The sequence below is a fragment of the Neorhizobium sp. DAR64872/K0K18 genome (genome assembly GCF_050500175.1).
In the GTDB taxonomy this organism is placed as follows: Bacteria; Pseudomonadota; Alphaproteobacteria; order Rhizobiales; family Rhizobiaceae; genus Neorhizobium; species Neorhizobium soli.
Genome location: NZ_CP191446.1, coordinates 1,729,364 through 1,752,425 on the forward strand (window position 1 = coordinate 1,729,364; position 23,062 = coordinate 1,752,425).

At 60.1% G+C, this 23,062-nt stretch carries 19 protein-coding genes; 10 read left to right on the forward strand and 9 right to left on the reverse strand.

The window, feature by feature from the left end; translation table 11 throughout:
* Nucleotides 1–83: 83 nt before the first annotated feature.
* Genes ACQY1P_RS14000 through ACQY1P_RS14010 form a run of 3 tightly spaced genes read left to right on the forward strand, consistent with a single transcriptional unit; the run spans nucleotide 84 to nucleotide 3,293 of the window.
* Entirely contained in the window at nucleotides 84–1,370 is a 1,287-nt protein-coding gene (locus tag ACQY1P_RS14000; RefSeq protein ID WP_430256655.1) for an efflux RND transporter periplasmic adaptor subunit, read from the forward strand.
* On the forward strand, nucleotides 1,370–2,107 hold the full coding sequence (locus ACQY1P_RS14005) for an ABC transporter ATP-binding protein (RefSeq protein WP_062456744.1): 738 nt from the start codon (nucleotides 1,370–1,372) through the stop codon (nucleotides 2,105–2,107). Before ACQY1P_RS14000 ends, ACQY1P_RS14005 begins: the two co-directional genes overlap by 1 nt.
* A complete protein-coding gene (locus ACQY1P_RS14010) occupies nucleotides 2,088–3,293 on the forward strand; it encodes an ABC transporter permease (RefSeq protein ID WP_062456741.1) in 1,206 nt (401 codons plus the stop codon). The genes ACQY1P_RS14005 and ACQY1P_RS14010 overlap by 20 nt, the downstream gene beginning before the upstream one ends.
* A 58-nt stretch (nucleotides 3,294–3,351) precedes the next feature.
* Here the strand turns inward: ACQY1P_RS14010 and sufA are convergent, their stop codons facing one another.
* From sufA to ACQY1P_RS14045, 7 genes are all read right to left on the reverse strand, one after another.
* Nucleotides 3,352–3,744: a Fe-S cluster assembly scaffold SufA gene (gene sufA, locus ACQY1P_RS14015; RefSeq protein ID WP_430256656.1), complete on the reverse strand. Its 393-nt coding sequence runs from the start codon at nucleotides 3,742–3,744 to the stop codon at nucleotides 3,352–3,354.
* A gap of 104 nt (nucleotides 3,745–3,848) precedes the next feature.
* Nucleotides 3,849–4,223: an SUF system Fe-S cluster assembly protein gene (locus tag ACQY1P_RS14020; RefSeq protein WP_062456735.1), complete on the reverse strand. Its 375-nt coding sequence runs from the start codon at nucleotides 4,221–4,223 to the stop codon at nucleotides 3,849–3,851.
* Nucleotides 4,224–4,239: 16 nt separating this feature from the next.
* Nucleotides 4,240–5,484, reverse strand: a complete 1,245-nt coding sequence (locus ACQY1P_RS14025; protein ID WP_430256657.1) for a cysteine desulfurase — start codon at nucleotides 5,482–5,484, stop codon at nucleotides 4,240–4,242.
* A gap of 33 nt (nucleotides 5,485–5,517) precedes the next feature.
* Complete coding sequence (gene sufD, locus ACQY1P_RS14030; protein WP_430256658.1) at nucleotides 5,518–6,801, reverse strand: Fe-S cluster assembly protein SufD; 1,284 nt, start codon at nucleotides 6,799–6,801, stop codon at nucleotides 5,518–5,520.
* 20 nt (nucleotides 6,802–6,821) lie between these two features.
* A complete protein-coding gene (gene sufC, locus ACQY1P_RS14035; RefSeq protein ID WP_113110547.1) occupies nucleotides 6,822–7,577 on the reverse strand; it encodes a Fe-S cluster assembly ATPase SufC in 756 nt (251 codons plus the stop codon).
* A gap of 63 nt (nucleotides 7,578–7,640) precedes the next feature.
* Entirely contained in the window at nucleotides 7,641–9,110 is a 1,470-nt protein-coding gene (gene sufB / locus ACQY1P_RS14040) for a Fe-S cluster assembly protein SufB (RefSeq protein ID WP_184653217.1), read from the reverse strand.
* Between the two features lie 147 nt (nucleotides 9,111–9,257).
* Nucleotides 9,258–10,424, reverse strand: a complete 1,167-nt coding sequence (locus ACQY1P_RS14045; RefSeq protein WP_430256659.1) for a cysteine desulfurase family protein — start codon at nucleotides 10,422–10,424, stop codon at nucleotides 9,258–9,260.
* Between the two features lie 255 nt (nucleotides 10,425–10,679).
* Here ACQY1P_RS14045 and ACQY1P_RS14050 point away from each other — a divergent pair, with 255 nt between their 5' ends.
* Entirely contained in the window at nucleotides 10,680–11,357 is a 678-nt protein-coding gene (locus ACQY1P_RS14050) for an alpha/beta hydrolase (RefSeq protein WP_062580802.1), read from the forward strand.
* A 56-nt stretch (nucleotides 11,358–11,413) separates the two neighbouring features.
* Here ACQY1P_RS14050 and ACQY1P_RS14055 read toward each other — a convergent pair whose 3' ends face one another.
* Nucleotides 11,414–12,616: a GGDEF domain-containing protein gene (locus tag ACQY1P_RS14055; protein WP_192086442.1), complete on the reverse strand. Its 1,203-nt coding sequence runs from the start codon at nucleotides 12,614–12,616 to the stop codon at nucleotides 11,414–11,416.
* 207 nt (nucleotides 12,617–12,823) lie between these two features.
* On the opposite strand from ACQY1P_RS14055, the gene tyrS reads away from it, so the two are divergent.
* Nucleotides 12,824–14,077, forward strand: coding sequence for a tyrosine--tRNA ligase (tyrS, locus tag ACQY1P_RS14060; protein WP_430256660.1), 1,254 nt, complete (start codon nucleotides 12,824–12,826; stop codon nucleotides 14,075–14,077).
* 437 nt (nucleotides 14,078–14,514) lie between these two features.
* Nucleotides 14,515–15,123, forward strand: coding sequence for a GNAT family N-acetyltransferase (locus ACQY1P_RS14065; RefSeq protein WP_430256661.1), 609 nt, complete (start codon nucleotides 14,515–14,517; stop codon nucleotides 15,121–15,123).
* A gap of 146 nt (nucleotides 15,124–15,269) precedes the next feature.
* Here the strand turns inward: ACQY1P_RS14065 and ACQY1P_RS14070 are convergent, their stop codons facing one another.
* A complete protein-coding gene (locus ACQY1P_RS14070) occupies nucleotides 15,270–18,677 on the reverse strand; it encodes a DUF3971 domain-containing protein (RefSeq protein WP_430256662.1) in 3,408 nt (1,135 codons plus the stop codon).
* 114 nt (nucleotides 18,678–18,791) lie between these two features.
* On the opposite strand from ACQY1P_RS14070, the gene bcp reads away from it, so the two are divergent.
* From bcp to ACQY1P_RS14090, 4 genes are all read left to right on the forward strand, one after another.
* Nucleotides 18,792–19,259, forward strand: coding sequence for a thioredoxin-dependent thiol peroxidase (bcp, locus tag ACQY1P_RS14075; protein WP_430256663.1), 468 nt, complete (start codon nucleotides 18,792–18,794; stop codon nucleotides 19,257–19,259).
* Nucleotides 19,260–19,417: 158 nt separating this feature from the next.
* Nucleotides 19,418–20,725 carry a M23 family metallopeptidase gene (locus ACQY1P_RS14080; RefSeq protein ID WP_325265147.1) on the forward strand — a complete coding sequence of 436 codons (1,308 nt, stop codon included), beginning with the start codon at nucleotides 19,418–19,420 and terminating at the stop codon, nucleotides 20,723–20,725.
* 228 nt (nucleotides 20,726–20,953) lie between these two features.
* On the forward strand, nucleotides 20,954–22,507 hold the full coding sequence (locus ACQY1P_RS14085) for a DEAD/DEAH box helicase (RefSeq protein WP_062456700.1): 1,554 nt from the start codon (nucleotides 20,954–20,956) through the stop codon (nucleotides 22,505–22,507).
* A complete protein-coding gene (locus ACQY1P_RS14090) occupies nucleotides 22,504–22,929 on the forward strand; it encodes an NUDIX domain-containing protein (protein ID WP_430256664.1) in 426 nt (141 codons plus the stop codon). Before ACQY1P_RS14085 ends, ACQY1P_RS14090 begins: the two co-directional genes overlap by 4 nt.
* Nucleotides 22,930–23,062: the final 133 nt, after the last annotated feature.

Genomic DNA, 23,062 nt, shown 5'->3' on the forward strand with positions numbered 1-23,062 from the left:
AGAGTTGCAAAGCCGCGGTTTCGACGCGATCCCTCGCTAGACCGGAACGGCTCGCGCTATTTCCACCGCATCGAGGATAGCCATTGAACGTCCAGTCCACTCCCCCAGCCAGCCGTAAACAGGATGCGCCTGATCTCGCCGCAATCCTTGCGTCTTCGGGCAAGCGGAAAAAGCGTGGACGTTGGTTTGTCTGGCCTCTCCTCATCCTCATCGCCGCAGCGGCCCTGGTCGCTTACTCCTACTTCGGAAGCAGCGGCCCGCGTTTCGATTACACGACGCAGGCCGCAAAGCGCGGAGACCTTGCAGTGATGGTAACTGCAACCGGTTCGGTCCAGCCGACCGACCAGGTGGACATCTCGAGCGAACTTTCCGGCACGGTAAGGAAAGTCAACGTGACCTATAACAGCGCGGTCAAGGCCGGCGATGTGCTGCTCGAACTCGACACCAGCAAGCAGGAAGCGGATGTGCAGAGCGCGCGCGCTCAACTTGCATCGGCAAAGGCCAATGTTTTGAAGGCCGAGGCAGAAGCGGCTTCCGCGAAGATTTCATTCGACCGCCTGACGGCACTCGTCGCCAATCGCATTTCCAGCCAGCAAGATCTGGACGCGGCGCGCTATGCCTACGAATTGGCCGTTGCGACGAAGGACATCAATCAGGCCGCGATCCTGTCTGCCGAAGCAAGCCTGAGGCTCGCCGAGGTTAATCTCGGCAAACTGACGATCGTATCTCCGATCGACGGGATCGTGCTCACCCGCGAAGTCGATCCGGGCGCAACGGTTGCCTCGTCGCTCAATGCACCGGTCCTCTTCACAATCGCCGGCGACCTCAAGCGCATGGAACTCCAGGTCTCCGTCGACGAGGCGGATGTCGGTCAGGTCAAGGATGGGCAGCCGGCGCGATTCTCGGTCGACGCCTATCCGGAGCGGAGCTTTCCGGCCACAATCGAAACCGTCCGGTTCGCCTCCGAAACCGTGTCCAACGTCGTGACCTATAAGGCGATCCTGACCGTCGACAATGCCGATCTGCTGCTGCGGCCGGGCATGACCGCCACGTCCGACATTACGGTCCAGTCGGTCAAGGATGCGCTGCTTGTCCCGAATGCTGCGCTTCGCTACTCGCCGGCCGCCACCGCACGGCAGCGCGGCAACGTCCTCTCCCGGTTGTTCTCGCCGCCGCGCCCCTCGCGCAACCGCAATCGTGGCGAACAGGCAGCGAATAACACCCGCGCGGTCTGGGTGCTGCGCAACGGCGAAGCCCAGCGGGTGCCGGTCGAAACCGGGCCGACCGATGGCCAGTTCACGGTGCTGAAATCAGGCGAAATCCGCGACGGCGATGAACTGGTGACGGATGCCGTCGCAAGGGCGCAGTGATGGACCTCGCCGTCACGCCTGCCCCCCTCATCGCATTCGACAAGGTCTCGAAGTTCTACGGGCGCGGCGAAGCGACGATCCGGGCGCTGGACCAGATCGACCTTGCCATATCCGCCGGGGAATTCGTGTCCATCATGGGACCCTCCGGTTCCGGCAAATCGACGGCGATGAACATCATCGGCGGGCTCGATATCCCCTCATCCGGCGAGTTTCTGTTTCAGGGCGTCCCGACATCAGATTTCAGTCGCGAGCAGCGCACACTTCTAAGACGTCACATGCTGGGCTTCGTGTTCCAGGGGTTCAATCTTCTCGCCCGCACATCGGCCGTTGAGAATGTGGAACTGCCGCTCGTCTATCGTGGCATGGCCCATAAGGAGCGACGTGAGCGCGCAACCGCAGCACTGGCGCAGGTCGGCCTCGCCGGACGCGAGGGCCATACCACCCAGGAACTGTCAGGCGGCCAGCAGCAGCGTGTCGCGATTGCACGGGCTATCGTCACCGATCCGGCCGTGCTTCTCGCCGACGAGCCGACCGGCAATCTCGACACCAAGACCAGCATGGAGATCATGGATCTGATCACCCGGCTCAACCGCGACAACGGCATTACCGTCATCATGGTCACCCATGAGGAAGACATCGCAGCCTACGGGTCGCGTCTCTTGCGCTTTACCGATGGTCACCTCGTCTCCGACGAACCCAATCTCGAAAGGGCAAGCCATGCTGCTGGAAGCCGCTAAGCTCGCCTGGCGGGCAATCAGCCGCAATCTGCTGCGCTCCTTCCTCACGGTCCTCGGCGTCGTGATCGGCGTCGCCGCCGTCATCGCGATGGTGACGATCGGCAATGGTACGACTGCGAAGGTCCGCGACGAACTCTCGCGCCTCGGCACCAACACGCTGTTCATCCGCCCCGGTCAGTGGGGACCGGGACGCGCGAGCACGGAAGCCAAGCGCTTCAACGACAAGGATGTGCTGGCGATCAAGGAGCAGGTCTCCGGCCTTCGCGGCGTCGCACCGATCAATCGCGGGACTGCCACGGTCATCGCCGGCGGCGCCAACCATTCGTCGAGCGCGGTCGGCACCACCAACGACTATTTCATCGTGCAGGATTGGGATATGGCGCTCGGCCGCAATTTCAATCCGAACGAGGATCGCGGCAGCCATGCGGCCTGCATCATCGGCGAGACCGTCCGCAAACAGCTGTTCGGTGCTGCCAACCCGGTGGGACAGCTGATCCGGGTCAGCAACATCGCCTGCCCGGTCGTCGGCGTTCTCGCGGTCAAGGGTCAGTCCGGCATGGGCGACGACCAGGACGATACCGTGATCATGCCGCTGAAACTGCACCAGCGGCGGATCGGTGGAACGACGACGATCTCCAGCATCGTCATTTCAGCGCAGGACGGCGTCTCGACCGCCAAGGTCCAGTCGGACGTCGAAGGCCTGTTGCGCGAACGGCGCCGCATCGCGATCGGACGCGATGACGACTTCTCCGTCAACGACATGTCGCAGATCGCGGCTGCGATGACGGGAACGACGGTTCTGCTGACAGGCCTCCTCGGTGCCGTCGCGGCCGTCAGTCTTCTTGTCGGCGGTATCGGCATCATGAACATCATGCTGGTTTCCGTCACCGAGCGAACCCGCGAGATCGGCATCCGTCTCGCCATCGGCGCGCTCGAAAGCCAGGTTCTCCGGCAGTTCCTCGTGGAGGCCGTGATGCTGTCGATCTTCGGCGGCGTGACCGGCATCATAACAGGACTTGCGCTCGCCTACGGCGTTGTCAGCTTCCTCCAGGTGCCGTTCGTGGCCAGCCCGACGATCATCCTTATGGCCTTCGCCTTTTCGGCAGCGATCGGCATGATCTTCGGCTACTTTCCTGCCCGACGCGCAGCCCAGCTCAACCCCATCGAAGCGCTACGCCACGAATAGACAGCGCAATAAAAAAAGGCCTCGCGGCCCTTTTTGTTTAACATCTCAAATTATCGCCTCAGGCAGCCGGAGATTGCGTGGTGCGCTGCTGCGCAAGCGCCGCCAGATCGGCAGGCTTCAGTTCGACCGATTCGCCGCAACCGCAGGCCGATGTCTGGTTCGGGTTCACAAAGGTAAATCCGGACCGCATCTTGGTCGTCTCGAAATCCATCTGGGTCCCGAGCAGGTAGAGAACGGCGGAGGGCTCGATCCACACCTTGGCGCCGTCCCGCTCGATCAGGTCGTCCTTGGCGTTCGGCACAGTCACGAGATTGATCGTGTACTCCATGCCGGCGCAACCGCCCTTCTTGATACCGACGCGCAAGCCGAGCGCATCAGGACCGGAGTTCGAGGTGATCTGGTTGACGCGCTGTGCAGCAGCGTCGGTGATCGTCATGACAGCAAAGCCCATGGCATTCTTTCCTTCCACGACCGGGTTCAAGGCCCGGTGTTTCTAGACCTGGTGTTTCGAGAGTACGTCTCGTGAGTCCAACTTAGTACCGGTGCCTTAACCGATCAATACCATCCGACGGCGACCTGCGCCTCTTCAGACATCCGCTCCGGCGTCCACGGCGGATCGAAAGTCATCTCGACCTCGACGCCGGACACGCCTTCGACGGCGCCCACTGCATTTTCCACCCAGCCCGGCATTTCGCCGGCAACAGGGCAACCGGGCGCTGTCAGCGTCATCATGATCTTTACCATCCGGTCGTCCTCGATATCGACCTTGTAGATCAAGCCGAGTTCGAAGATGTCGGCCGGGATTTCCGGGTCATAGACGGTCTTCAAAGCCGCGACGATGTCGTCGGAAAGCCGCGCCACCTCGTCTTCGGGAATGGCGGACTGGATGATCCCCTCGCGGGCATCCCATTTCGGTATCTGGTCGTCCATGGCCTTCAAAAGTCCTTCAGGAAAAGAAATCGCGGGCGTAGTCGAGTGCATCTGCCAACGCATCCACTTCGGCGCGGGTATTGTACATGCCGAAGGATGCACGGCATGTGGAGGTAACGCCGAAGCGTTTCAAGAGCGGCATTGCGCAATGGGTTCCGGCTCTCACCGCCACACCGCGCCGGTCGATCACCATCGAGATGTCGTGCGCGTGGATGCCGGCAAGCTCGAACGAGAAGATGGCGCCCTTGCCCGGCGCATTGCCGATGATCCTCAACGAATTGATCGCGCTCAGCCGCTGGGTGGCATAGGCGGTCAGATCCGCCTCGTGCCTTGCAATCGCATCACGGCCGACCTTGTCCATATAGTCGAGCGCATGACCGAGGCCGATCGCCTGAACGATCGGCGGCGTGCCGGCCTCAAACCGATGCGGCGGATCGTTGTAGGTGACGAAATCTTCGGCCACGTCGATGATCATCTCGCCACCGCCCATAAACGGCCGCATCTCTTTTAGACGGTCAGCCTTGCCATAGAGAACGCCGATGCCCGATGGGCCGTAGAGCTTGTGGCCGGTCATCACGAACCAGTCGCAGTCGATATCGCGCACATCGATCGGCATATGGACAGCGCTCTGGCTGCCATCGACGAGAACCGGAATGCCGCGCTCGTGCGCGATACGGCAGACTTCCTTCACAGGAACCACCGTACCAAGCGCATTCGACATATGGGTGATGGCGACCAGCTTGGTCTTGTCCGTCAGCGCCTTTTCGAAGTCGTCGAGATGAAAGGCGCCGTCGTCATCGACGGGGATCCAGACGATCTTCGCACCCTGGCGTTCGCGAATGAAGTGCCATGGCACGATGTTGGAATGGTGCTCCATGATGGTGATGACGATCTCGTCGCCGTCACCGATATGCGGCATTCCATAACCGTAGGCGACGGTGTTGATCGCTGCCGTCGAATTGCTGGTGAAGATGATCTCGTCGACGGAACCGGCGTTCAGGAAACGGCGCACCTTTTCGCGCGCCGCCTCATAGGCATCCGTTGCCGCATTGGAGAGGTAGTGAAGGCCACGATGCACATTCGCATACTCGTTCGAGTAGGAATGCGCGATCGCGTCGATCACGGCCTGCGGCTTCTGGGCAGACGCCCCATTGTCTAGATAGACCAGCGGCTTGTTGCCATGCACCATGGTCGAAAGGATCGGGAAATCCTTTCGGATCGCTTCGACGTCGTAAGCTGTCGCAGGTGTGATCTGGTCCATGTCATGCCTCATTTTCTGAGACACACCTGAGAATCAGGCGTGCTTTTCGAGCCAGTCGGAGATGACGCCTTCCAGCGCCTCGACGAGCTTTTCTTCTTCCAGTTCCTCGACGATCTCCGCGACGAAGGCGTTGACCAGCATTCCACGCGCCCTGTTTTCCGGAACGCCGCGCGCCATCAGATAGAAGAGATGGTTGCGGTCGATATCGGACACCGTGGCGCCGTGGCCGCAGATCACGTCGTCGGCGAAGATTTCCAGCTCCGGCTTCACCGAGAAATCGGCGTCGTCGGACATCAGAAGCGTGTTGCACGCCATCTTCGCATCGGTCTTCTGCGCGTCCGGGGCGACCTTGATCATGCCCTGGAACACACCGCTTGCCTTGTCGAACAGGACGTTGCGGATGATTTCCGTGGAGCTCGTATGCGGAACGTTATGGCCGAGAACCATGGTCACGTCCGTATGCGTATCGCCACCGAGCAGGTTGACGGCACGCAGCGTGAACTCCGACCCCTCGCCCTGAACCTCGACGCGAAGCTCCTGGCGCACCAGCTTGCCACCGGCGTTGACGATGAACAGTCGCAGCTTGGTATCGGTACCGAGCGATATGCGGATCTGACCGAGATGGGTGTCGTCAGCCCCTTGGGTCTGGAGGATGATCCAGGTGATCTCAGCGCCGTCCTGCAGCGTCAGGTCACTGATCGAGGACACGAGTGCCGCGTCATCAGTCACCGCGCAGTGACGCTCGATGATCGTCGCCTTGGACCGCGCTCCGAACACGGCCGGAAACCGCGTGTGGACCTGACCGGCACCGTGAACCGCCTGCAGTTCGATGGGCTGCTCGACCGCAACGTCCGCAGGTACGGAGAGCGCAAAGCCGTCCCGCACGAAGCTGCCGTTGATGCGAGCGATCGCGTCGTCCTTGTCGAACGCCGCAAGCCCAGCCACTGCCGAACCATCGGCAAGCTGGTCCCTGAAGACCGAAAGCTCGACGCCATCGATCGTCGCGCGGTTATCCGCCACGCCCTGAACGATCGACAGGACCTTAGCCCCTTCGACCAGCGGCGCGATCGGATCGACCGAAACGCCGCCGACGACACGCTCAGGAACCGAGCGCAGCAGGTTCTTCAGATCCGTATAGTGCCAGGACTCGATACGTCGCGTCGGCAGGCCCGACCGCTTCAGATCGTCGAGAAGACGATCTCGGGTTCCCGTAACGGCACCGTTGCCCGGCAATTCGCCGACCTGAGCCGCAAAAGCCTCAACGAGCGCCGTTTCGGCGGCCGTCAGCCGGACGGGCTGATTGATTTGCATGTTCATGCCAAATTCCTTCCCGCGTCTCAGGCTGCTCTGCCGATGATGTCCGCGTAGCCATTGGCCTCGAGTTCGAGCGCCAGCGCCTTGTCACCCGTGCGGATGATCTGGCCCTTGTAGAGAACGTGAACCGTATCCGGCACGATATAGTCGAGCAGGCGCTGGTAGTGGGTGATGACGATCGTCGCACGATCCGGCGACTTCAGCGCATTGACGCCATCTGCCACGATCTTGAGGGCATCGATGTCGAGGCCGGAATCGGTCTCATCCAGCACGCAGAGCAAAGGCTCGAGCAGCGCCATCTGGAGGATTTCCGCGCGCTTCTTCTCGCCGCCGGAAAAACCGACATTGAGCGGACGCTTCAGCATGTCCATGTCGATCTTCAGCTCGGCAGCGGCTTCCTTGACGCGACGGATGAAGTCCGGCGTCGTCAGTTCGGCTTCGCCGCGCGCCTTGCGCTGCTCGTTCATGGCCACCTTGAGGAACTGCATCGTGGCGACGCCCGGGATTTCGACCGGATACTGGAAGGCGAGGAAAATGCCCTTGGAGGCACGTTCCGCCGGATCGAGCTCCAGAATGCTTTCACCGTTCAGAAGAACTTCTCCCTCGGTGACTTCATAATCCGGACGGCCGGACAGGATGTAGGACAGCGTCGACTTGCCGGAACCGTTCGGCCCCATGATGGCAGCAACTTCGCCAGCCTTCACGGTCAGGTTCAGGCCACGGATGATTTCGGTGCCGTCTTCGGCAATGCGGGCATGCAGGTTTTTGATCTCAAGCATAGGTCTATCTTTCCGGATACTCTTTAGTGACGCGCCAGGCGCGCTATTCAAATGACAGGCCGATCAGCCGACGGAGCCTTCGAGCGAAATCCCGATCAGCTTCTGCGCTTCGACCGCAAATTCCATCGGCAGCTGCTGGATGACATCCTTGACGAAGCCGTTGACGATCAGGGCGATCGCTTCTTCTTCGGGAATGCCGCGCTGCATGACGTAGAACTTCTGGTCGTCGGAAATCTTCGAGGTCGTCGCTTCGTGCTCGATCTGGCCCGACGAGTTCTTCACGTCGATATAAGGCACGGTATGCGCACCGCACTTGTCGCCGATCAGAAGCGAATCGCAGTTGGTGAAGTTGCGGGCGTTTTCAGCCTTGCGATGGATGGAAACCTGACCGCGATAGGTGTTCTGCGAAACGCCGGCCGAAATCCCCTTCGAGATGATTCGGCTCGACGTGTTCTTGCCGAGGTGGATCATCTTGGTGCCGCTATCGATCTGCTGGTGACCGTTCGACACGGCGATCGAGTAGAACTCGCCGCGGCTGTCGTCACCACGCAGGATGCAGGACGGATATTTCCACGTGATCGCCGAACCGGTCTCGACCTGAGTCCAGGAAATCTTCGAACGGTGGCCGCGGCAGTCGCCACGCTTGGTGACGAAGTTGTAGATACCGCCCTTGCCCTGGGCATCGCCCGGGTACCAGTTCTGAACCGTCGAATACTTGATCTCGGCATCGTCGAGAGCAACGAGTTCGACCACTGCGGCATGCAGCTGGTTCTCGTCGCGCTGCGGCGCCGTGCAGCCTTCGAGATAGGACACGTAAGCGCCTTCCTCGGCAATGATCAGCGTGCGTTCAAACTGGCCGGTGTTCTTCTCGTTGATACGGAAGTAGGTGGACAGTTCCATCGGGCAGCGAACGCCCTTCGGTACGAACACGAACGAACCATCGGTAAACACCGCGGCATTCAGCGTGGCGTAATAGTTGTCGGTGGCCGACACGACCGTGCCCAGATACTGCTTGATCAGGTCCGGATGCTCGCGGATGGCTTCCGAAATCGACATGAAGATCACGCCGGCCTTCTGAAGTTCCTTTTTGAAGGTCGTGACAACCGACACGGAATCGAACACAGCATCGACGGCAACCCGCGGCTTGTCGACGCCCGCAAGGATTTCCTGCTCGCGCAGCGGAATGCCAAGCTTTTCATAAACGCGCAGCAGCTCGGGATCGACTTCCTCGAGCGACTTCGGACCGGACGTGGTCTTCGGCGCGGCATAGTAATAGAGATCGTTGAAGTCGATCTTGGGATAATCGACGCGCGCCCAGGTCGGCTCTTCCATTGTCAGCCAGCGCTTGTAGGCGTCGAGACGCCATTCCAGCATCCATTCGGGCTCCTGCTTCTTGTCTGAAATGAAGCGGATGATGTCTTCCGAAAGGCCCTTGGGCGCCTTGTCCACTTCGATGATGGTTTCGAAGCCGTATTTGTACTGATCGATATCGATCCCACGGACCTGATCGATTGTTTCCTGGACAGCTGGCATGTTCATTCTCCAAATCTTGCCGGTTCAAATTCCGGCAATTCTGTCATGTCTCCGGGAGGTTCTGTTCCTCCCGTATGTAGGCGCCAAAAGGCGGTTTTCACACCTTTAGGCAAGTAGAAAGTTGCGCTCGCACAAATTAGAGCGCTGTCACGCCGCAACGCCTTGGGCCTTGCGACGGGCTGCGATTTTGGCAAAAGCCGCAACCGCACGCGTAATGTCTTCGTCTGTCGTGTCGGGACCGAGCGAGATGCGCAGGGCACCCAGCTGTGGATCCCGGCCCATCGCCGTCAGCACATGGCTCTCGCCGACCTTGCCCGAAGAGCAGGCCGAACCGGCCGAAAGCGCGATCCCCTCGATATCGAAAGCGATCTGACCCGTTTCCGCTTTCAGCCCCGGCAGGGTGAAGAAGCAGGTATTGCCAACGCGGGGAACGTCCGCGCCATGGATCATCACATCGGCAGCAGCCTTGCGCATCTCGCCCTCAAGCCGATCCCGCAAAGCGCCGATACCGGCATTCCGCTCATCGAGGTCTTCGCTCATCGCCGCAGTCGCCGCGCCGAAGCCGACGATCGCGTGAAAATTCTCGGTCCCGGAACGGTGACCCTTCTCCTGCCCGCCACCTCGGATCAGCGGCTTCGGCATCAGAACTTCGCCGCGCGAAATCAGGGCGCCGACGCCCTTAGGTCCGCCGATCTTGTGCGACGAGATCACCATGAAGTCGGCATCCAGCCTGACGATGTCGACCGGGATGCGACCCACGGCCTGCACCGCATCGACGACCAGAAGGCCGCGATGCCTGTGGACGATCTCTGCGGCCTCCGCCACCGGCTGGATCACGCCGGTCTCGTTATTGACCAGCATCAGCCCGACCATCGGAAGACCGAGCGAATGATCATGCGCCACCAGCAGGGTTTCCAGCGCCGAGAGATCCGCGATGCCTGTGGGCGTCACCGGTATCTCGATCACCTGCGCAGGATCGAATCTTCCGCCTTCCCGGATCGCGGGATGCTCGATCGCCGAAACGTAGAGAGCGCCGATCGCGACCGGCGAACGGCCCATCCGGTAGTCAGGGGTCAAAACGTGGTTCGATGCCTCCGTCGCACCACTGGTAAAGGTAACATGCGCAGGATCTGCACCGACCAAGGCCGCAACCTGGCGCCGCGCCTTGTCGACAGCCGCGCGCGACAACCGGCCCTCACCATGCACCGACGATGCGTTGCCGGGAAGCTGGAGTGCCTCCAGCATCGCGGCACGCGCCGGCGCGCTCAAAGGCGCGGTCGCGTTCCAGTCGAGATAGGTGCGGTTCAACGCCATTGCCTGATCAGATTCCGTCCCTAATTACCGTTGGGTCTCATCTAGGGTTGCCGCAGGCCGCATTTTTCTTGAAATTCCGGCCACGCTTGCCTTAAGAGACATCGCATCGGGCGCTGCCAAGGCGGCCCCAATTTCGAATGGTTCTAAACTGGGTTTTAGAAAAGCTGAGCGGCTTCGTCAAGTCAAACTCGACGGATGAACCGTGGATAGCAACCCAGTCTGGCATCAGATCACGTTTGACCGACCGGAGTACCGATGCCCGAAGTGATTTTCAACGGCCCTGCAGGCCGCCTGGAGGGCCGTTATCAGCCTTCCAAGGAAAAGAGCGCGCCGATCGCCATCATCCTGCATCCGCATCCGCAGTTCGGCGGCACGATGAACAACCAGATCGTATACCAGCTCTTCTACATGTTCCAGAAGCGCGGTTTCACCACGCTCCGCTTCAACTTCCGTTCGATCGGACGCAGCCAGGGCGAATTCGACCACGGCGCCGGCGAATTGTCGGACGCAGCATCTGCACTCGACTGGGTGCAGAGCCTGCATCCGGATTCCAAGAGCTGTTGGGTCGGCGGTTATTCCTTCGGCGCCTGGATCGGCATGCAGCTTTTGATGCGCCGCCCGGAAATCGAAGGCTTCATCTCCGTTGCGCCGCAGCCGAACATCTACGACTTCTCGTTCCTCGCCCCCTGCCCCTCGTCCGGCCTGATCATCAACGGCGATGCGGATAGGGTTGCGCCTGAAAAGGACGTCAACGGCCTCGTCGAGAAGCTGAAGACCCAGAAGGGCATCCTCATCACGCACAAGATCGTCGAGGGCGCCAACCACTTCTTCAACGGTCAGACCGAAACGCTGATGGGCGAATGCGAGGATTACCTCGATCGTCGCCTCAATGGCGAACTCGTCCCCGAGCCGGCTGCCAAGCGCATCCGATAAGACGACTGTGCATCGAAGAAACAAAAATGGCCGCGTTTGCGGCCATTTTCGTATCTTCAGTTGACCGGTCGCACATGTGCCGCACGCGGACGCCCATCGTCTGACGTCGCTTCATGAACCCGGTTACGGCCGGCCCGCTTCGCGGCATAGAGCGCCACATCCGCCTGCCGGAACATTTCGTCGAGCGCGTCGGGGCTGGTGAGATTGGCGACGCCGAAACTCGCCGTGATCCTTGAGGTGGGTGGCAGACCCGCCACCGACATCGCCATCGTGCCGCCCCTCAGAGCCTGAGCCACCATCAGCGCAACGTCCATCGGCGTGTTGGGAAGGAACACGGAGAACTCTTCGCCGCCCATCCGGCCGACGATTGCTTCTTTTGGCGCGCACGAGGAAAGCAAGGTCCCGAAACTCTGGATCACCATATCCCCGGCATGATGCCCATAGGTGTCATTGATGGTCTTGAACCTGTCGAGATCGCATAAAACCACCGCATGCGGTCCGTTTGGAAACGTCGCGATTGCGGATCTCACCCGGCGCTCGAAGCCGCGCCGGTTTGCAAGACCCGACAGAGCGTCGCTTTCCGACACGCTGCGTTCATCGGCCATGATTTCGAGCACCAGCACCGACAGCAGGGTCAGGCCGACCGCGACCATCAGAACAGCCGTCAGGCTCTGGGAGATCAGCGCATAGTCGGTGCGGATATAATCTGTCGCGACGGACCCGGCACCAACGGCGATCGCAAGTGCGGCCTTCGCAATGAAATGTACCCCTGTGACCGCAAGAAGCGCGCACACGACCTTGTCGATCAGCAGTTGCCGGTTCGAGCGCAACAAAGCCTGCAGAACCACGCCGGCGCTTGCGAGGATAACCAGGGCAAACGGAGTCTGGTAGGAAAATGCGTGAAGCGGCGTGCCCGGCCGCAGATCATAGACGAAGACGTTTCCGAATGAGCTGACGGCGAACATCAATCCGGCAAGTCGACGGTTGATGCGAACGTCATAGAGACTGCCAATACCGAACAGCAGGAAAATCATGCCACCGAGAACGGTTGCAAAAGCTCCGATGGCCCAGGGACGCGGCCAGGGCAGATAGGCGACGGCAATCTCGCAAACAGCGGCCAGTGAAGCGACGCCGAAACCGGCCCCGAACCAAAGCGCGGCAACGCGCGACCGACTGCGGGTGGAAACAACCGCAAACACGATACAGAAACATATCGCGACGACGAAATTCACCCCCAGGAAAAAAACTGCCCCGTTCATCAACCCAACAATGCATTTAGAAAATAAGGAATGCCGCAGTCCTGCCTTCACCTTAGTGGCTTGGCAGAAAACAAAAGATTAATGAACCATGACGGCGAGTCACAGATAAGTGCAAGCGCATTTCGCTGCATTTTTGGAGTGATAAACCACCAAAACAGTGCTAGACGCCGGCTCTCAAGACAAAAAACGCATCCACAGAGAAGTAAGATGTCCAGGTTCAAGTCCGATTTCCTCCACACGCTCGATGAGCGTGGCTTCATTCACCAGATTTCCGACGAATCGGGTCTCGACGAACTGTTCGCCAAGGAAACCGTGACGGCCTATATTGGCTTTGACCCGACGGCACCAAGCCTTCATGCGGGCGGTCTCATCCAGATCATGATGCTGCACTGGATGCAGCAGACCGGCCACCGGCCGATCTCCCTGATGGGCGGCGGCACCGGCATGGTCGGCGATCCATCCTTCAAGGATGACGCGCGCCAGTTGATGACGATCGACACGATCGAAAGCAATATAGCTTCCATCAAGCGCGTCTTTTCCAACTACCTGAGCTACGGCGAAGGTCAGAAGGATGCGCTGATGATCAATAACGGCGACTGGCTGCGCGATCTCAACTACCTCGAATTTCTGCGCGATGTGGGCCGTCACTTCTCGGTCAACCGCATGCTGTCCTTCGACAGCGTCAAGACGCGCCTCGACCGCGAGCAGTCGCTGTCCTTCCTCGAATTCAACTACATGATCCTTCAGGCCTATGATTTCGTGGAGCTCAACCAGCGCTACGGTTGCCGCCTGCAGATGGGCGGCTCGGACCAGTGGGGCAATATTGTCAACGGGATCGACCTTGGTCACCGCATGGGGACACCGCAGCTCTACGCCCTCACCTCGCCGCTTCTGACGACATCGTCGGGTGCGAAGATGGGCAAGTCCATGAACGGCGCGGTCTGGCTCAACCCGGACATGCTGTCGGCCTATGACTTCTGGCAGTACTGGCGCAACACCGAGGACGCAGACGTCTCGCGCTTCCTGAAGCTCTACACCACTCTGCCCATGGACGAGATTGCCCGCCTCTCAGCACTTGCCGGTTCGGAAATCAACGAGGTCAAGAAGATCCTCGCGACGGAAGTCACCGCCATGCTGCACGGCCGCGACAATGCCGAGCAAGCGGCTGACACCGCCCGCAAGACGTTCGAGGAAGGTGCGCTTGCCGACAACCTGCCGTCGATCGACGTCGCATCGTCGGAACTGGAGGCTGGTCTTGGCCTCCTGGCACTGATCGTCAAGGCAGGCCTTGCAGCCTCCAACGGCGAAGCTCGCCGGCATATCCAGGGTGGTGCCGTGCGCATCAACGATACGGCGGTCTCGGACGAACGCGCTGTCATTGGCACCGGCGACGTTACGGCCGACGGCGTGATCAAGCTGTCTCTCGGCAAGAAGAAGCATATCCTCGTCCGCCCGGCCTGAGTGCCAGCGGTCTGCAGAACAATGAAAAGGCCTCGTTCGCGGGGCCTTTTTTTTATTGGAACTCGAAGATCTGTCGGAACACGCCGGGTGCGATGATCGACAGCGGATTGATCGTCAGTTTCGGCTTGTCGAAGACGCCTTCGAGCTTGAAGGTGATGCCGATCAGTCCACGGTCTCGTCCGTTGCCGAGGATGGCACCGTTCAGCGGCTATTGACCTTCTTTGCAAGCTCGAACATTCTCACCATCATGAACACTGGCTCCGCAAACATCATCCGACGCCGACGCTGCATGACTGTGCAGCGTGGCGTGTTGATTCTGCGGTGGCGTGAGTTTCCGGAGGGATAGCCCTCCCCACCATCATGGGACTTCCCGGAACCTGCCCACCCCTATGTCGGCAGGTTTTTTGTTGTCTGAACCCTCAAATCAGGGAGCAAGCATGACCTCGACGCCAGCCCTTATGCCCATCAAGTTTCGCAGCGCAACCCAAGAAGATTGTGCCCATCTCGTTCTTTTCGCGGACATGGCAACACGCCGACTGACCTCATTCCTGTGGGGGAACATGGCTTCTCCCGGAGAATCGGCGTGCGAGATCGGCCGGAACGTTATCCGCAATGACGAGGGTCATTTTACCCACTTCACGAATTGGCGTATCGCCGAACATAAAGGCCAGAGCGTTGGTGCTTTAAACGGGTATATAATTCCAGAAATATCCGGTCCAGCTCCTAACATGGAGGTCGTAAAACCGCTCAACGAGTTGAAAGCACTGGCTGCCGGGACGTGGTATATCTCTGCCGCTGCGATCTACCAAGAATTCCAGGGTAAGGGGTTCGGGAAGGCACTGCTGGTAGAAGCGGAGCGCGTGGCCCGATCTGCAGGAAGCGACCGTCTGACGCTCATGGTTGGCAGCTTCAACGCGAAAGCATATGGCCTATATCAGGCAAGTGGCTTTACCGAATGGAGCAGACGGCCATTTTTCCCGTTTCCTGGTTCAGATGAACCGGGAGAATGGATTCTGATGGGCAAGCATTTACCGCAGAAATCCTAAGTGAAGCGAGAAATTCGAAACCGCCTTTTATTCAGGGTGATATCTATCCCAAAACTCACTCACAAAAGTCGGAGTTTTGCGAACGTTCCTTCCGAAAGAAAGTATTATACATTTAAGTTAGGGGCCTCGTTCGCGGGGCCTTTTTTTTATTGGAACTCGAAGATCTGTCGGAACACACCGGGCGCGATGATCGACAGCGGATTGATCGTCAGCTTGGGCTTGTCGAACACACCTTCGAGCTTGAACGTGATGCCGATCAGTCCGCGGTCTCGTCCGTTGCCGAGAATGGCACCGATCAGCGGAAGCTCGCCGAAAAGCCGGTTGATTCCATAGGCCGGCATGAAGGTGCCGGTCATGTCCATGCTGCCGCGGGCGTCGCGCAGCATGCCCTGGAATGTCGCGCCGATCTGCTCGCCACGAACGATGCCGTTGGCAACAGAGAGCGCACCGTTCCGGTAAACGAGCGAGGCAAAACCGCGCTGGAAGCGCGCGGCGTTGAGATCGATTTCCTTCTTGACCGCCTTGCTGAGGCTTTCCCCATCCCGGCCCACAGGGGTCGACACCAGCGATTGCAGGCGCTGCTCGTCCACCAAAGCGAAGCTTCGGATGTCGACATTGCCGGCCCAGTCGGACCCTTGCGATCGCAGCCGCAAATTGAGAAGACCGCCCCGCATGTTGTTGTAGATATTGGCAAACCGCACGACGGCGCCGGCGTCGCCGCTGGTCATCGAGATCGTGTTGCCCTTCGTTATGTCGCTGACAACGGCCTGCCCGCTTTCCGTTACGGCGGAAAGGTCGGCCGAGGCAATGTCGCCATCGCGTATCGCAAACAACAGAGTGACGTTCGACAAGGCCTCGTCGTTGAAGCCGACCATGCGATCGAGCTTGGCACGGATCGTCGCGCCACCGCTGCTCTTGGCAGAGGAACCCGACCCACTTGTGCCCGGCGTAGCCGAGCGAAGTTTGGTGATGATAGGCCTTATATCGGCAGAGGATCCGCCGATCGACACATCGAAGACACCCTTCGACTGCTTCACCGCAACGCTGAAATTATCGGACGGCGACAGGCGGGCGCTCGAAAACTCCGCCGACGCGAGGCTACCATTGGTGAGGACGATATTGCCCTGCGCGCCAAACCCGTCGCCCACCAGTTCGAAGTTCTTGAGCTCTGTCCGCTGGAGGCCCTCCCCGGCAATCTCGAACTGCGCCTTGGCACCGACGCCGTTGCCCTTCGTCCAGCCGATGCCCGGGATCGAGAGCGCAGAGCGCGTCAGATCGAGGCTGACGCCTTGCCTGGTATCATCGAGCCTGGTCAGTTCCACGCTGATCGTACCCTGGACGATCTCCGAGAGACCGGGCACCAGTTTGTCCCGCTGGCTGTCGCTGAGGACTGCCTTGATGACCTGTTCACGCTTGACAGTCGACGCGCTGTCGATCGGCTGCACGAGGGTGACGTCTGCAGGCACCTCGTCGATCGCAGCCTTCGCGCTCAGTCTGGCGGCCTGCGGATCGATATCGAGCGTGCCGTCGATATTGGAAATCTTGCGACCGGACACCGGCGTCGCCAGAGCAACGTCGCGCAGGTCCGCATGCGCATTCCAGACCGGCTTCGGCGGATTCTGGTCATTGACCAGACCAAACTGCGCCTTCACATCCACCCTGGCAGTGCCGGAAAAATCCGATGGCTTGAACTCTGTGTTTTTGAGGCCGTTGATGGGCTTGAAACTCGTGAGTTCCGCGATGGCATCCGCCGGCCCGCTCAGTTTCAGCGCGATATCGGCCATCAGAGGCTTCGCGTAGGTCGATGGGATCGAGAAGCGCCCTCCCTCAACCTTGACCGCGCGCCCCGACGGAAAAAACGAACCCGCCTGCGTGATGTCGACCTGCATCGCTTCGCCCTTCAGGTCGAAACGGCCGTAGATGTCGCGAAGCGGCGGGATGTCGGCGGGCAGGTTGACGCGCCCGTCGGCAAGGTCGAAACTGATCTGCAGTTCGTTGCGGTTGAGATCGAGCGGAACGCCCGGTCCCTTCATGCGTCCTGCCGGAATGAAGACGGCGATGGAGCCGTTGCTCAGCGTTCCCCCGAACATGTTTCCCATCACCCAGTCGCGTGCCTTGCGGGCCATCCAGAAGGGCCAGAGCTGCTTGATTGCAGTCACCTGCATCTGTGGCAACTGACCGCCGAAGCTGATTTCCGGAGACTGCGTGCCGAAGCGCACTTTCAGCGCAGCGGCCATCCGCCCAAGCGGACTGGACATCGCCATCTCGTCGAACTGCAACTCGCGATCGGCCGAGAGATAGCGTCCGACGGCTTTCAGATCGAACTGTGCCGGTTCTTCGGCGTTCGACGCGCCGGCTGCTGTTCCGCCGCTGACAAGAAGATCGAGACCGAACCCCGGCCGGTGGTCTGCCGGATCGACCCTGTTGAGATCGACGACCGCGCCGGTGAACGGAAGGACAGTCGGGCCAAAACGCGCTTCCGATCTCTGGATTTCGATCGCGTCCTTGGTGAAATCATAGGCGACATCGATATCCGCGCCGCTGAAGGGCTGCTCGATACTATCGAAATAGAACCGTCCGGGCGACTGCTTGAGCTTTGCGGTGATGACCGGAACAGTGGTCTCGCGCGAACGGGTCGCAGCAAGTTCAAGATCGACGGCACTGTCCAGCCCTTCGCGCGGCATCCCGGCTGCATCCCGATGCAACAGGAAGGACGTCACGTCCAGCCCCATGAGCTTTGCGGAAAGTCCGGTCGTCACGCCTTCGATAGTCTGGGATCCTGCCACCAGCGTTGCCTGGCGGTCGTTAAGGCTGACGATCCCCCTGATATCGATCTCGCCCTCGATGTTGCGCTGCATATTGAGCTCGTTGACGACGAACATCAGCGGCTTCTGGCCAGGGGCAGACGGCAGCACGATTTCGATGCCGGCAATCCGGACGAATGCGGTGCCGGTACGCTCGATCAGGCCGCGCACTTCATCAAGGCGCTGGAACGCCTGCTCAAGCAGCTTCGGCATCGCATCGACGCGAACCTGCGACAGCGCCATAGGGTCGCCTGCCGGCAACTGCGCCGTCTCCAGCCGAATGCCTTGCGCGGAAATGTTGTTGATGGAAACGCGACCACCGAGAAGCTTCATCGGATCGATCGCCATCCGCAGCGCTTCGGCACGGCTCAGCCGCTGACCGCTCGCTTGCTCGACGATATCCACGTCGCGCGCCTCGATCGCGATCCGCATCACCGAATCAAACCGGATCGCCGTCGAACCGACCGAAGCGACATAACGGGGTCCGATCGCGTTGTTGAGGGCCGACTGGGCCCGCGCCGTCAGCGCGCCGTCGACGACGCCGCTCTCGATGGCGACAATCGCAGTTCCGGCAGCAGCCAGAATCAGCATCGTAAACAGCAAAAAGGTCTTGCCCACGCGGCGCATGCGCGATCGGCGCGGTGGGCAGTGTACGATGATGGGATCTTCCGCCTGTGCAGAGGGAAGTTCGTGCAGCGGAACCATATCCTTGCGGTTGAAGCTGACCTTTTCGCCGCGAATTTCCGCCATCAGGCTGACATTACCTTCTCAAGACCCGCTGCAGCCTGACTAGACGCAACGGGCACCAATAGACTACCGATGGGCCGACAATTGCTCAAGATCCCGGCGAAAGAAAGGAAATTCATGTCTGAATTGGCCATTGGCGACATCGCCCCACAGTTCGATATTCCCCGCGACGGCGGTGGTACCGTCTCGCTGCAGACGTTCGCCGGCAAGCCGGTGGTTCTCTACTTCTATCCAAAGGACGATACCAGCGGCTGCACCACCGAAGCGCTGGCGTTCACGGCCCTCCTCCCCGAGTTCGAAAAAACCGGCGCCGCCGTCATCGGCGTGTCCCCGGACACGGTGAAGAAGCACGACAAGTTCGTCGAGAAACATGCGCTCGCAGTGATCCTCGGATCGGACGAGGATACCGCCGTCGCAAATCTCTACGGCGTCTGGAAGGAAAAGAGCATGTACGGGCGCAAGTACATGGGAATCGACCGCACGACGTTCCTGATCGATGCCCATGGCCGGATCGCAAATGTCTGGCCGAAGGTAAAGGTTGCCGGTCACGCCGAAGAGGTGCTGAAAGCCTTACAGACCCTGTAAGACAGCCACCTCCCTGTCGCATGTTGATGCGAAATTGCGGTGTCACGCCTCCTGCCCTGCGGCACGAAAAACAACGGTTTGTTAACTATAAAGCGGTCTAGTGCGGAGGAAGGATCACCGCGCACGACTCGTCTCATGCGCATCTTCAGGAGCAGAAGGTGGCAAACGGAACTCAAAGCCGCGTTTTTGGAAATCGTGCTCCCGAGCACGTTCTCATTCTCGCAAGCGGCGAAAAGATCCGCCACATGACGATCCGCCCCTGGATGGCGGCAGTCTCCGTCTGCGTCGTCGGCGCGTTGGCGATCGGATATCTCGGCGCCACCAGCTATCTCGTGATCCGCGACGATCTGATCGGCGCAACGATGGCGCGCCAGGCGCGCATGCAGCATGATTACGAAGACCGGATCTCTGCCCTGCGCGCCCAGCTCGACCGCATCACATCCCGCCAGTTGCTTGATCAGCAGGTCGTGGAGCAAAAGGTCGAGAAACTGCTTGAACAGCAAAACGCCCTCTTTTCGCGGCACGGCAAGCTTGGTTCGCTTCTAGACCGCGCGGAAGAATCGGGCATCGTCCCGTCCGCCGGCACCTCATCGTCACCAGCTTCAGCCTATCAGGCAGAAGGCAAGGACAAGCAGGCATCCGTCAGTCATGGACTGGACGCGATCGAAGGCCTGTTGTCGAACCGTGCCGCTCCGGCGGATCTCGGCGTCGCCAATCCATTGGCCTACACCCCGCTTCGCGAAAATCTTGCGGATCGAGCCGACCGCATCTTTTCCAAGGTGACTCTGTCCTTGAAGGACATCGAGAAGCGCCAGATCGTCAAGATCGCCGATCTCACCACTGGCGCATCGCAGACAGCAGACGCCATCACGTCCATCCTCCGGCGTACGGGCGTGCAGGTCGCGGCCGCTCCTCCGACCGAACCGGACCCGGGTATCGGTGGCCCCTACGTCCAGCCTCAGCTGTTCTCGGACACGTTCGACACATCGCTCGATGATCTCGATTCCGCGCTTAACCGGCTCGAAAGCGTCCGCGACGTGGCGCGCGAGCTGCCGTTCGGAAACCCGGCCCCCGGCCGTTCCGTGACCAGCCGGTTTGGTAACCGGATGGACCCGTTTGTCGGACGCCTCGCGCTGCATGCAGGCATCGATTTTCAAGCCGAGACCGGTGATGACGTGAAAAGTACGGGCGCCGGCAAAGTCGTTGTCGCCGGTCCCTCAGCAGGCTATGGCAATCTGGTCGAGATCGATCATGGCCAAGGCATCACCACGCGCTATGGTCACATGTCCCGCATCCTTGTCAGAGCCGGAGAGACTGTGGCTCCCGGCGAGGTGATCGGACGTGCAGGCTCCACCGGACGGTCCACGGGACCGCATGTTCATTACGAAGTGCGACGCGACGGTTCGCCGGTCGACCCCGTGCATTTCCTGAACGCCGGTATGAAGCTCGACAATTATCTCAATTAGGCCGCAAAGATGCGCGAGAGGTCCGGAATGGGTCATGCGTTGCGAAACTGAGCGCGTTCGACAACACATTGGAAGCCTTGCCGCCTCTATTCACCACATCCGGCAGCAATATTCCGGGATTTCTTGACTTTCCGGCATTTTGGTCCTATGTCGCGGGCCAGTTGTCGTACGCCAGTTACCGTCGGCACCGGATCACTTCCCCGAATTGCAACGGAAACAGATTTCCCTTTGACCACATTCGCTGATCTTGGCCTTAGCCAGAAAGTACTCTCTGCAGTCACCGACTCGGGCTACACCATCCCGACACCGATCCAGGCTGGTGCCATCCCCTTTGCCCTGCAGCGCCGCGATATTTGCGGCATCGCGCAGACGGGAACAGGCAAGACGGCATCCTTCGTGCTGCCGATGCTGACACTTCTGGAAAAAGGCCGTGCTCGCGCCCGCATGCCACGGACGCTGATCCTCGAGCCGACCCGCGAACTCGCGGCACAGGTCGCCGAGAACTTCGAAAAATACGGCAAGAATCACAAGCTGAACGTCGCTCTTCTGATCGGCGGCGTGTCGTTCGACGAACAGGATCGCAAGCTTGAGCGCGGCGCCGACGTGCTGATCTGCACGCCAGGCCGCCTGCTCGACCACTGCGAGCGCGGCAAGTTGCTGATGACCGGCGTCGAGATCCTGGTGATCGACGAAGCCGACCGCATGCTGGACATGGGCTTCATCCCGGATATCGAAAAGATTGCCAAGATGATCCCGTTCACGCGTCAGACGCTGTTTTTCTCGGCCACCATGCCGCCGGAAATCCAGAAGCTGGCCGACCGCTTCCTGCAGAACCCGGAACGCATCGAGGTGGCAAAGCCTTCTTCGACAGCAACGACGGTGACGCAGCGCCTGGTCGCCGCTCACAACAAGGATTACGAGAAGCGCGCAACCCTTCGCGACCTGATCCGCGCGCAGGACGACCTGAAGAACGCGATCATCTTCTGCAACCGCAAGAAGGATGTCGCCGACCTGTTCCGCTCGCTCGAGCGCCACGGCTTCTCGGTCGGCGCGCTCCATGGCGACATGGACCAGCGCTCGCGTACCAACATGCTGGCAGGCTTCAAGGACAACCAGATCACGCTACTGGTCGCCTCCGACGTCGCAGCGCGCGGTCTCGATATTCCCGACGTCAGCCACGTCTTCAACTTCGACGTTCCAATCCATGCGGAAGACTATGTCCACCGCATCGGCCGTACCGGCCGTGCAGGACGGTCCGGTCGTGCGTTCACGCTTGTGACAAAATCCGATGCTAAGTATCTCGATGCCATCGAAAAGCTGATCACTCAAAAGATCGAATGGCTGAACGGTGACATCGCTGCCCTGCCGGCACCGATGGAAAGCAGCGACAAGGGTCAGGAACGCGGCCAAGGTCGCGATCGTGGCGGCAAGCGTGGCGAGCGCGACAAGGATCGCGGTCGCGGCAAGCGCGCCGAGCAGACCAGGAGCGTAGAAGCTCCGGTCAAGATTGCAGAACCGACGAGCCAGGATGATCGGAGCCAGACGGAAAATATGATTGAAGCCAGGGTAGAAGACGTAAAGCGCGAACGTAGCGCCGACAGGAAGCCGCAGAACAATGGCGCGCAACGCGCTCCTCGCCCGGCCCCTGCTCCGAATCCTGCCAATGACGACAACCGCGAGCGTCGCCGTCACTACCGCGACCACGATGACGGCCCGACACCAGTCGGTTTCGGCGACGACATTCCGGCATTCATGCTGATCGTCGCCAACGCCAAGGTTTGAATTTGTCCCTGAGACCCGGCATAGACTTTCCCGGCGTCGGCGCCGGGTTGGTCATTCTGCGGGATGATGGGAGGGTTCTCCTCTGCCGTCGCCTGAAGGCGCCGGAAGCCGGTTACTGGAACATCGTCGGCGGCAAGGTCGATAAGATGGAGCCGTACGCGGATGCGGCACGTCGTGAGGCCGAGGAAGAAACCGGCCTGTCGATCGGCAAAGTTGAGTTTCTCTGCACGACTGAACAGATCCTCCCGGAAGACGCACAACACTGGATCTCCATGATCTACGTCACACGCGATTTCTCCGGCGAGCCACGCTTGACCGAACCTGACAAGCTTTCGGATCTGGGATGGTTTGACCCTGCCGATCCGCCAATGCCACTCTCGGTCTTCTCGATCCGCGCATTTGAACATCTTTCCAAAATCTGAACACACAACTTCCAGCCCGCGGCGGACGTTGATAAAACAGCAACGCAAAAAGCCGTCCCGGTTTCCCGGAACGGCTGCCCGTGATGAAATAGCGTTGTATTTTACGTCAGATGGAAACGCACCGACTGCTCGG

Coding starts and splice junctions, on each gene's coding strand:
- ACQY1P_RS14005 (WP_062456744.1), top strand. CDS start 1,370: ATGGACCTCGCCGTCACGCCTGCCCCCCTCATCGCATTCGACAAGGTC.
- ACQY1P_RS14010 (WP_062456741.1), top strand. CDS start 2,088: ATGCTGCTGGAAGCCGCTAAGCTCGCCTGGCGGGCAATCAGCCGCAAT.
- sufA (WP_430256656.1), bottom strand. CDS start 3,744: ATGGGCTTTGCTGTCATGACGATCACCGACGCTGCTGCACAGCGCGTC.
- ACQY1P_RS14020 (WP_062456735.1), bottom strand. CDS start 4,223: ATGGACGACCAGATACCGAAATGGGATGCCCGCGAGGGGATCATCCAG.
- ACQY1P_RS14025 (WP_430256657.1), bottom strand. CDS start 5,484: ATGGACCAGATCACACCTGCGACAGCTTACGACGTCGAAGCGATCCGA.
- sufD (WP_430256658.1), bottom strand. CDS start 6,801: ATGAACATGCAAATCAATCAGCCCGTCCGGCTGACGGCCGCCGAAACG.
- sufC (WP_113110547.1), bottom strand. CDS start 7,577: ATGCTTGAGATCAAAAACCTGCATGCCCGCATTGCCGAAGACGGCACC.
- sufB (WP_184653217.1), bottom strand. CDS start 9,110: ATGCCAGCTGTCCAGGAAACAATCGATCAGGTCCGTGGGATCGATATC.
- ACQY1P_RS14045 (WP_430256659.1), bottom strand. CDS start 10,424: ATGGCGTTGAACCGCACCTATCTCGACTGGAACGCGACCGCGCCTTTG.
- ACQY1P_RS14050 (WP_062580802.1), top strand. CDS start 10,680: ATGCCCGAAGTGATTTTCAACGGCCCTGCAGGCCGCCTGGAGGGCCGT.
- ACQY1P_RS14055 (WP_192086442.1), bottom strand. CDS start 12,616: ATGAACGGGGCAGTTTTTTTCCTGGGGGTGAATTTCGTCGTCGCGATA.
- tyrS (WP_430256660.1), top strand. CDS start 12,824: ATGTCCAGGTTCAAGTCCGATTTCCTCCACACGCTCGATGAGCGTGGC.
- ACQY1P_RS14065 (WP_430256661.1), top strand. CDS start 14,515: ATGACCTCGACGCCAGCCCTTATGCCCATCAAGTTTCGCAGCGCAACC.
- ACQY1P_RS14070 (WP_430256662.1), bottom strand. CDS start 18,677: ATGGCGGAAATTCGCGGCGAAAAGGTCAGCTTCAACCGCAAGGATATG.
- bcp (WP_430256663.1), top strand. CDS start 18,792: ATGTCTGAATTGGCCATTGGCGACATCGCCCCACAGTTCGATATTCCC.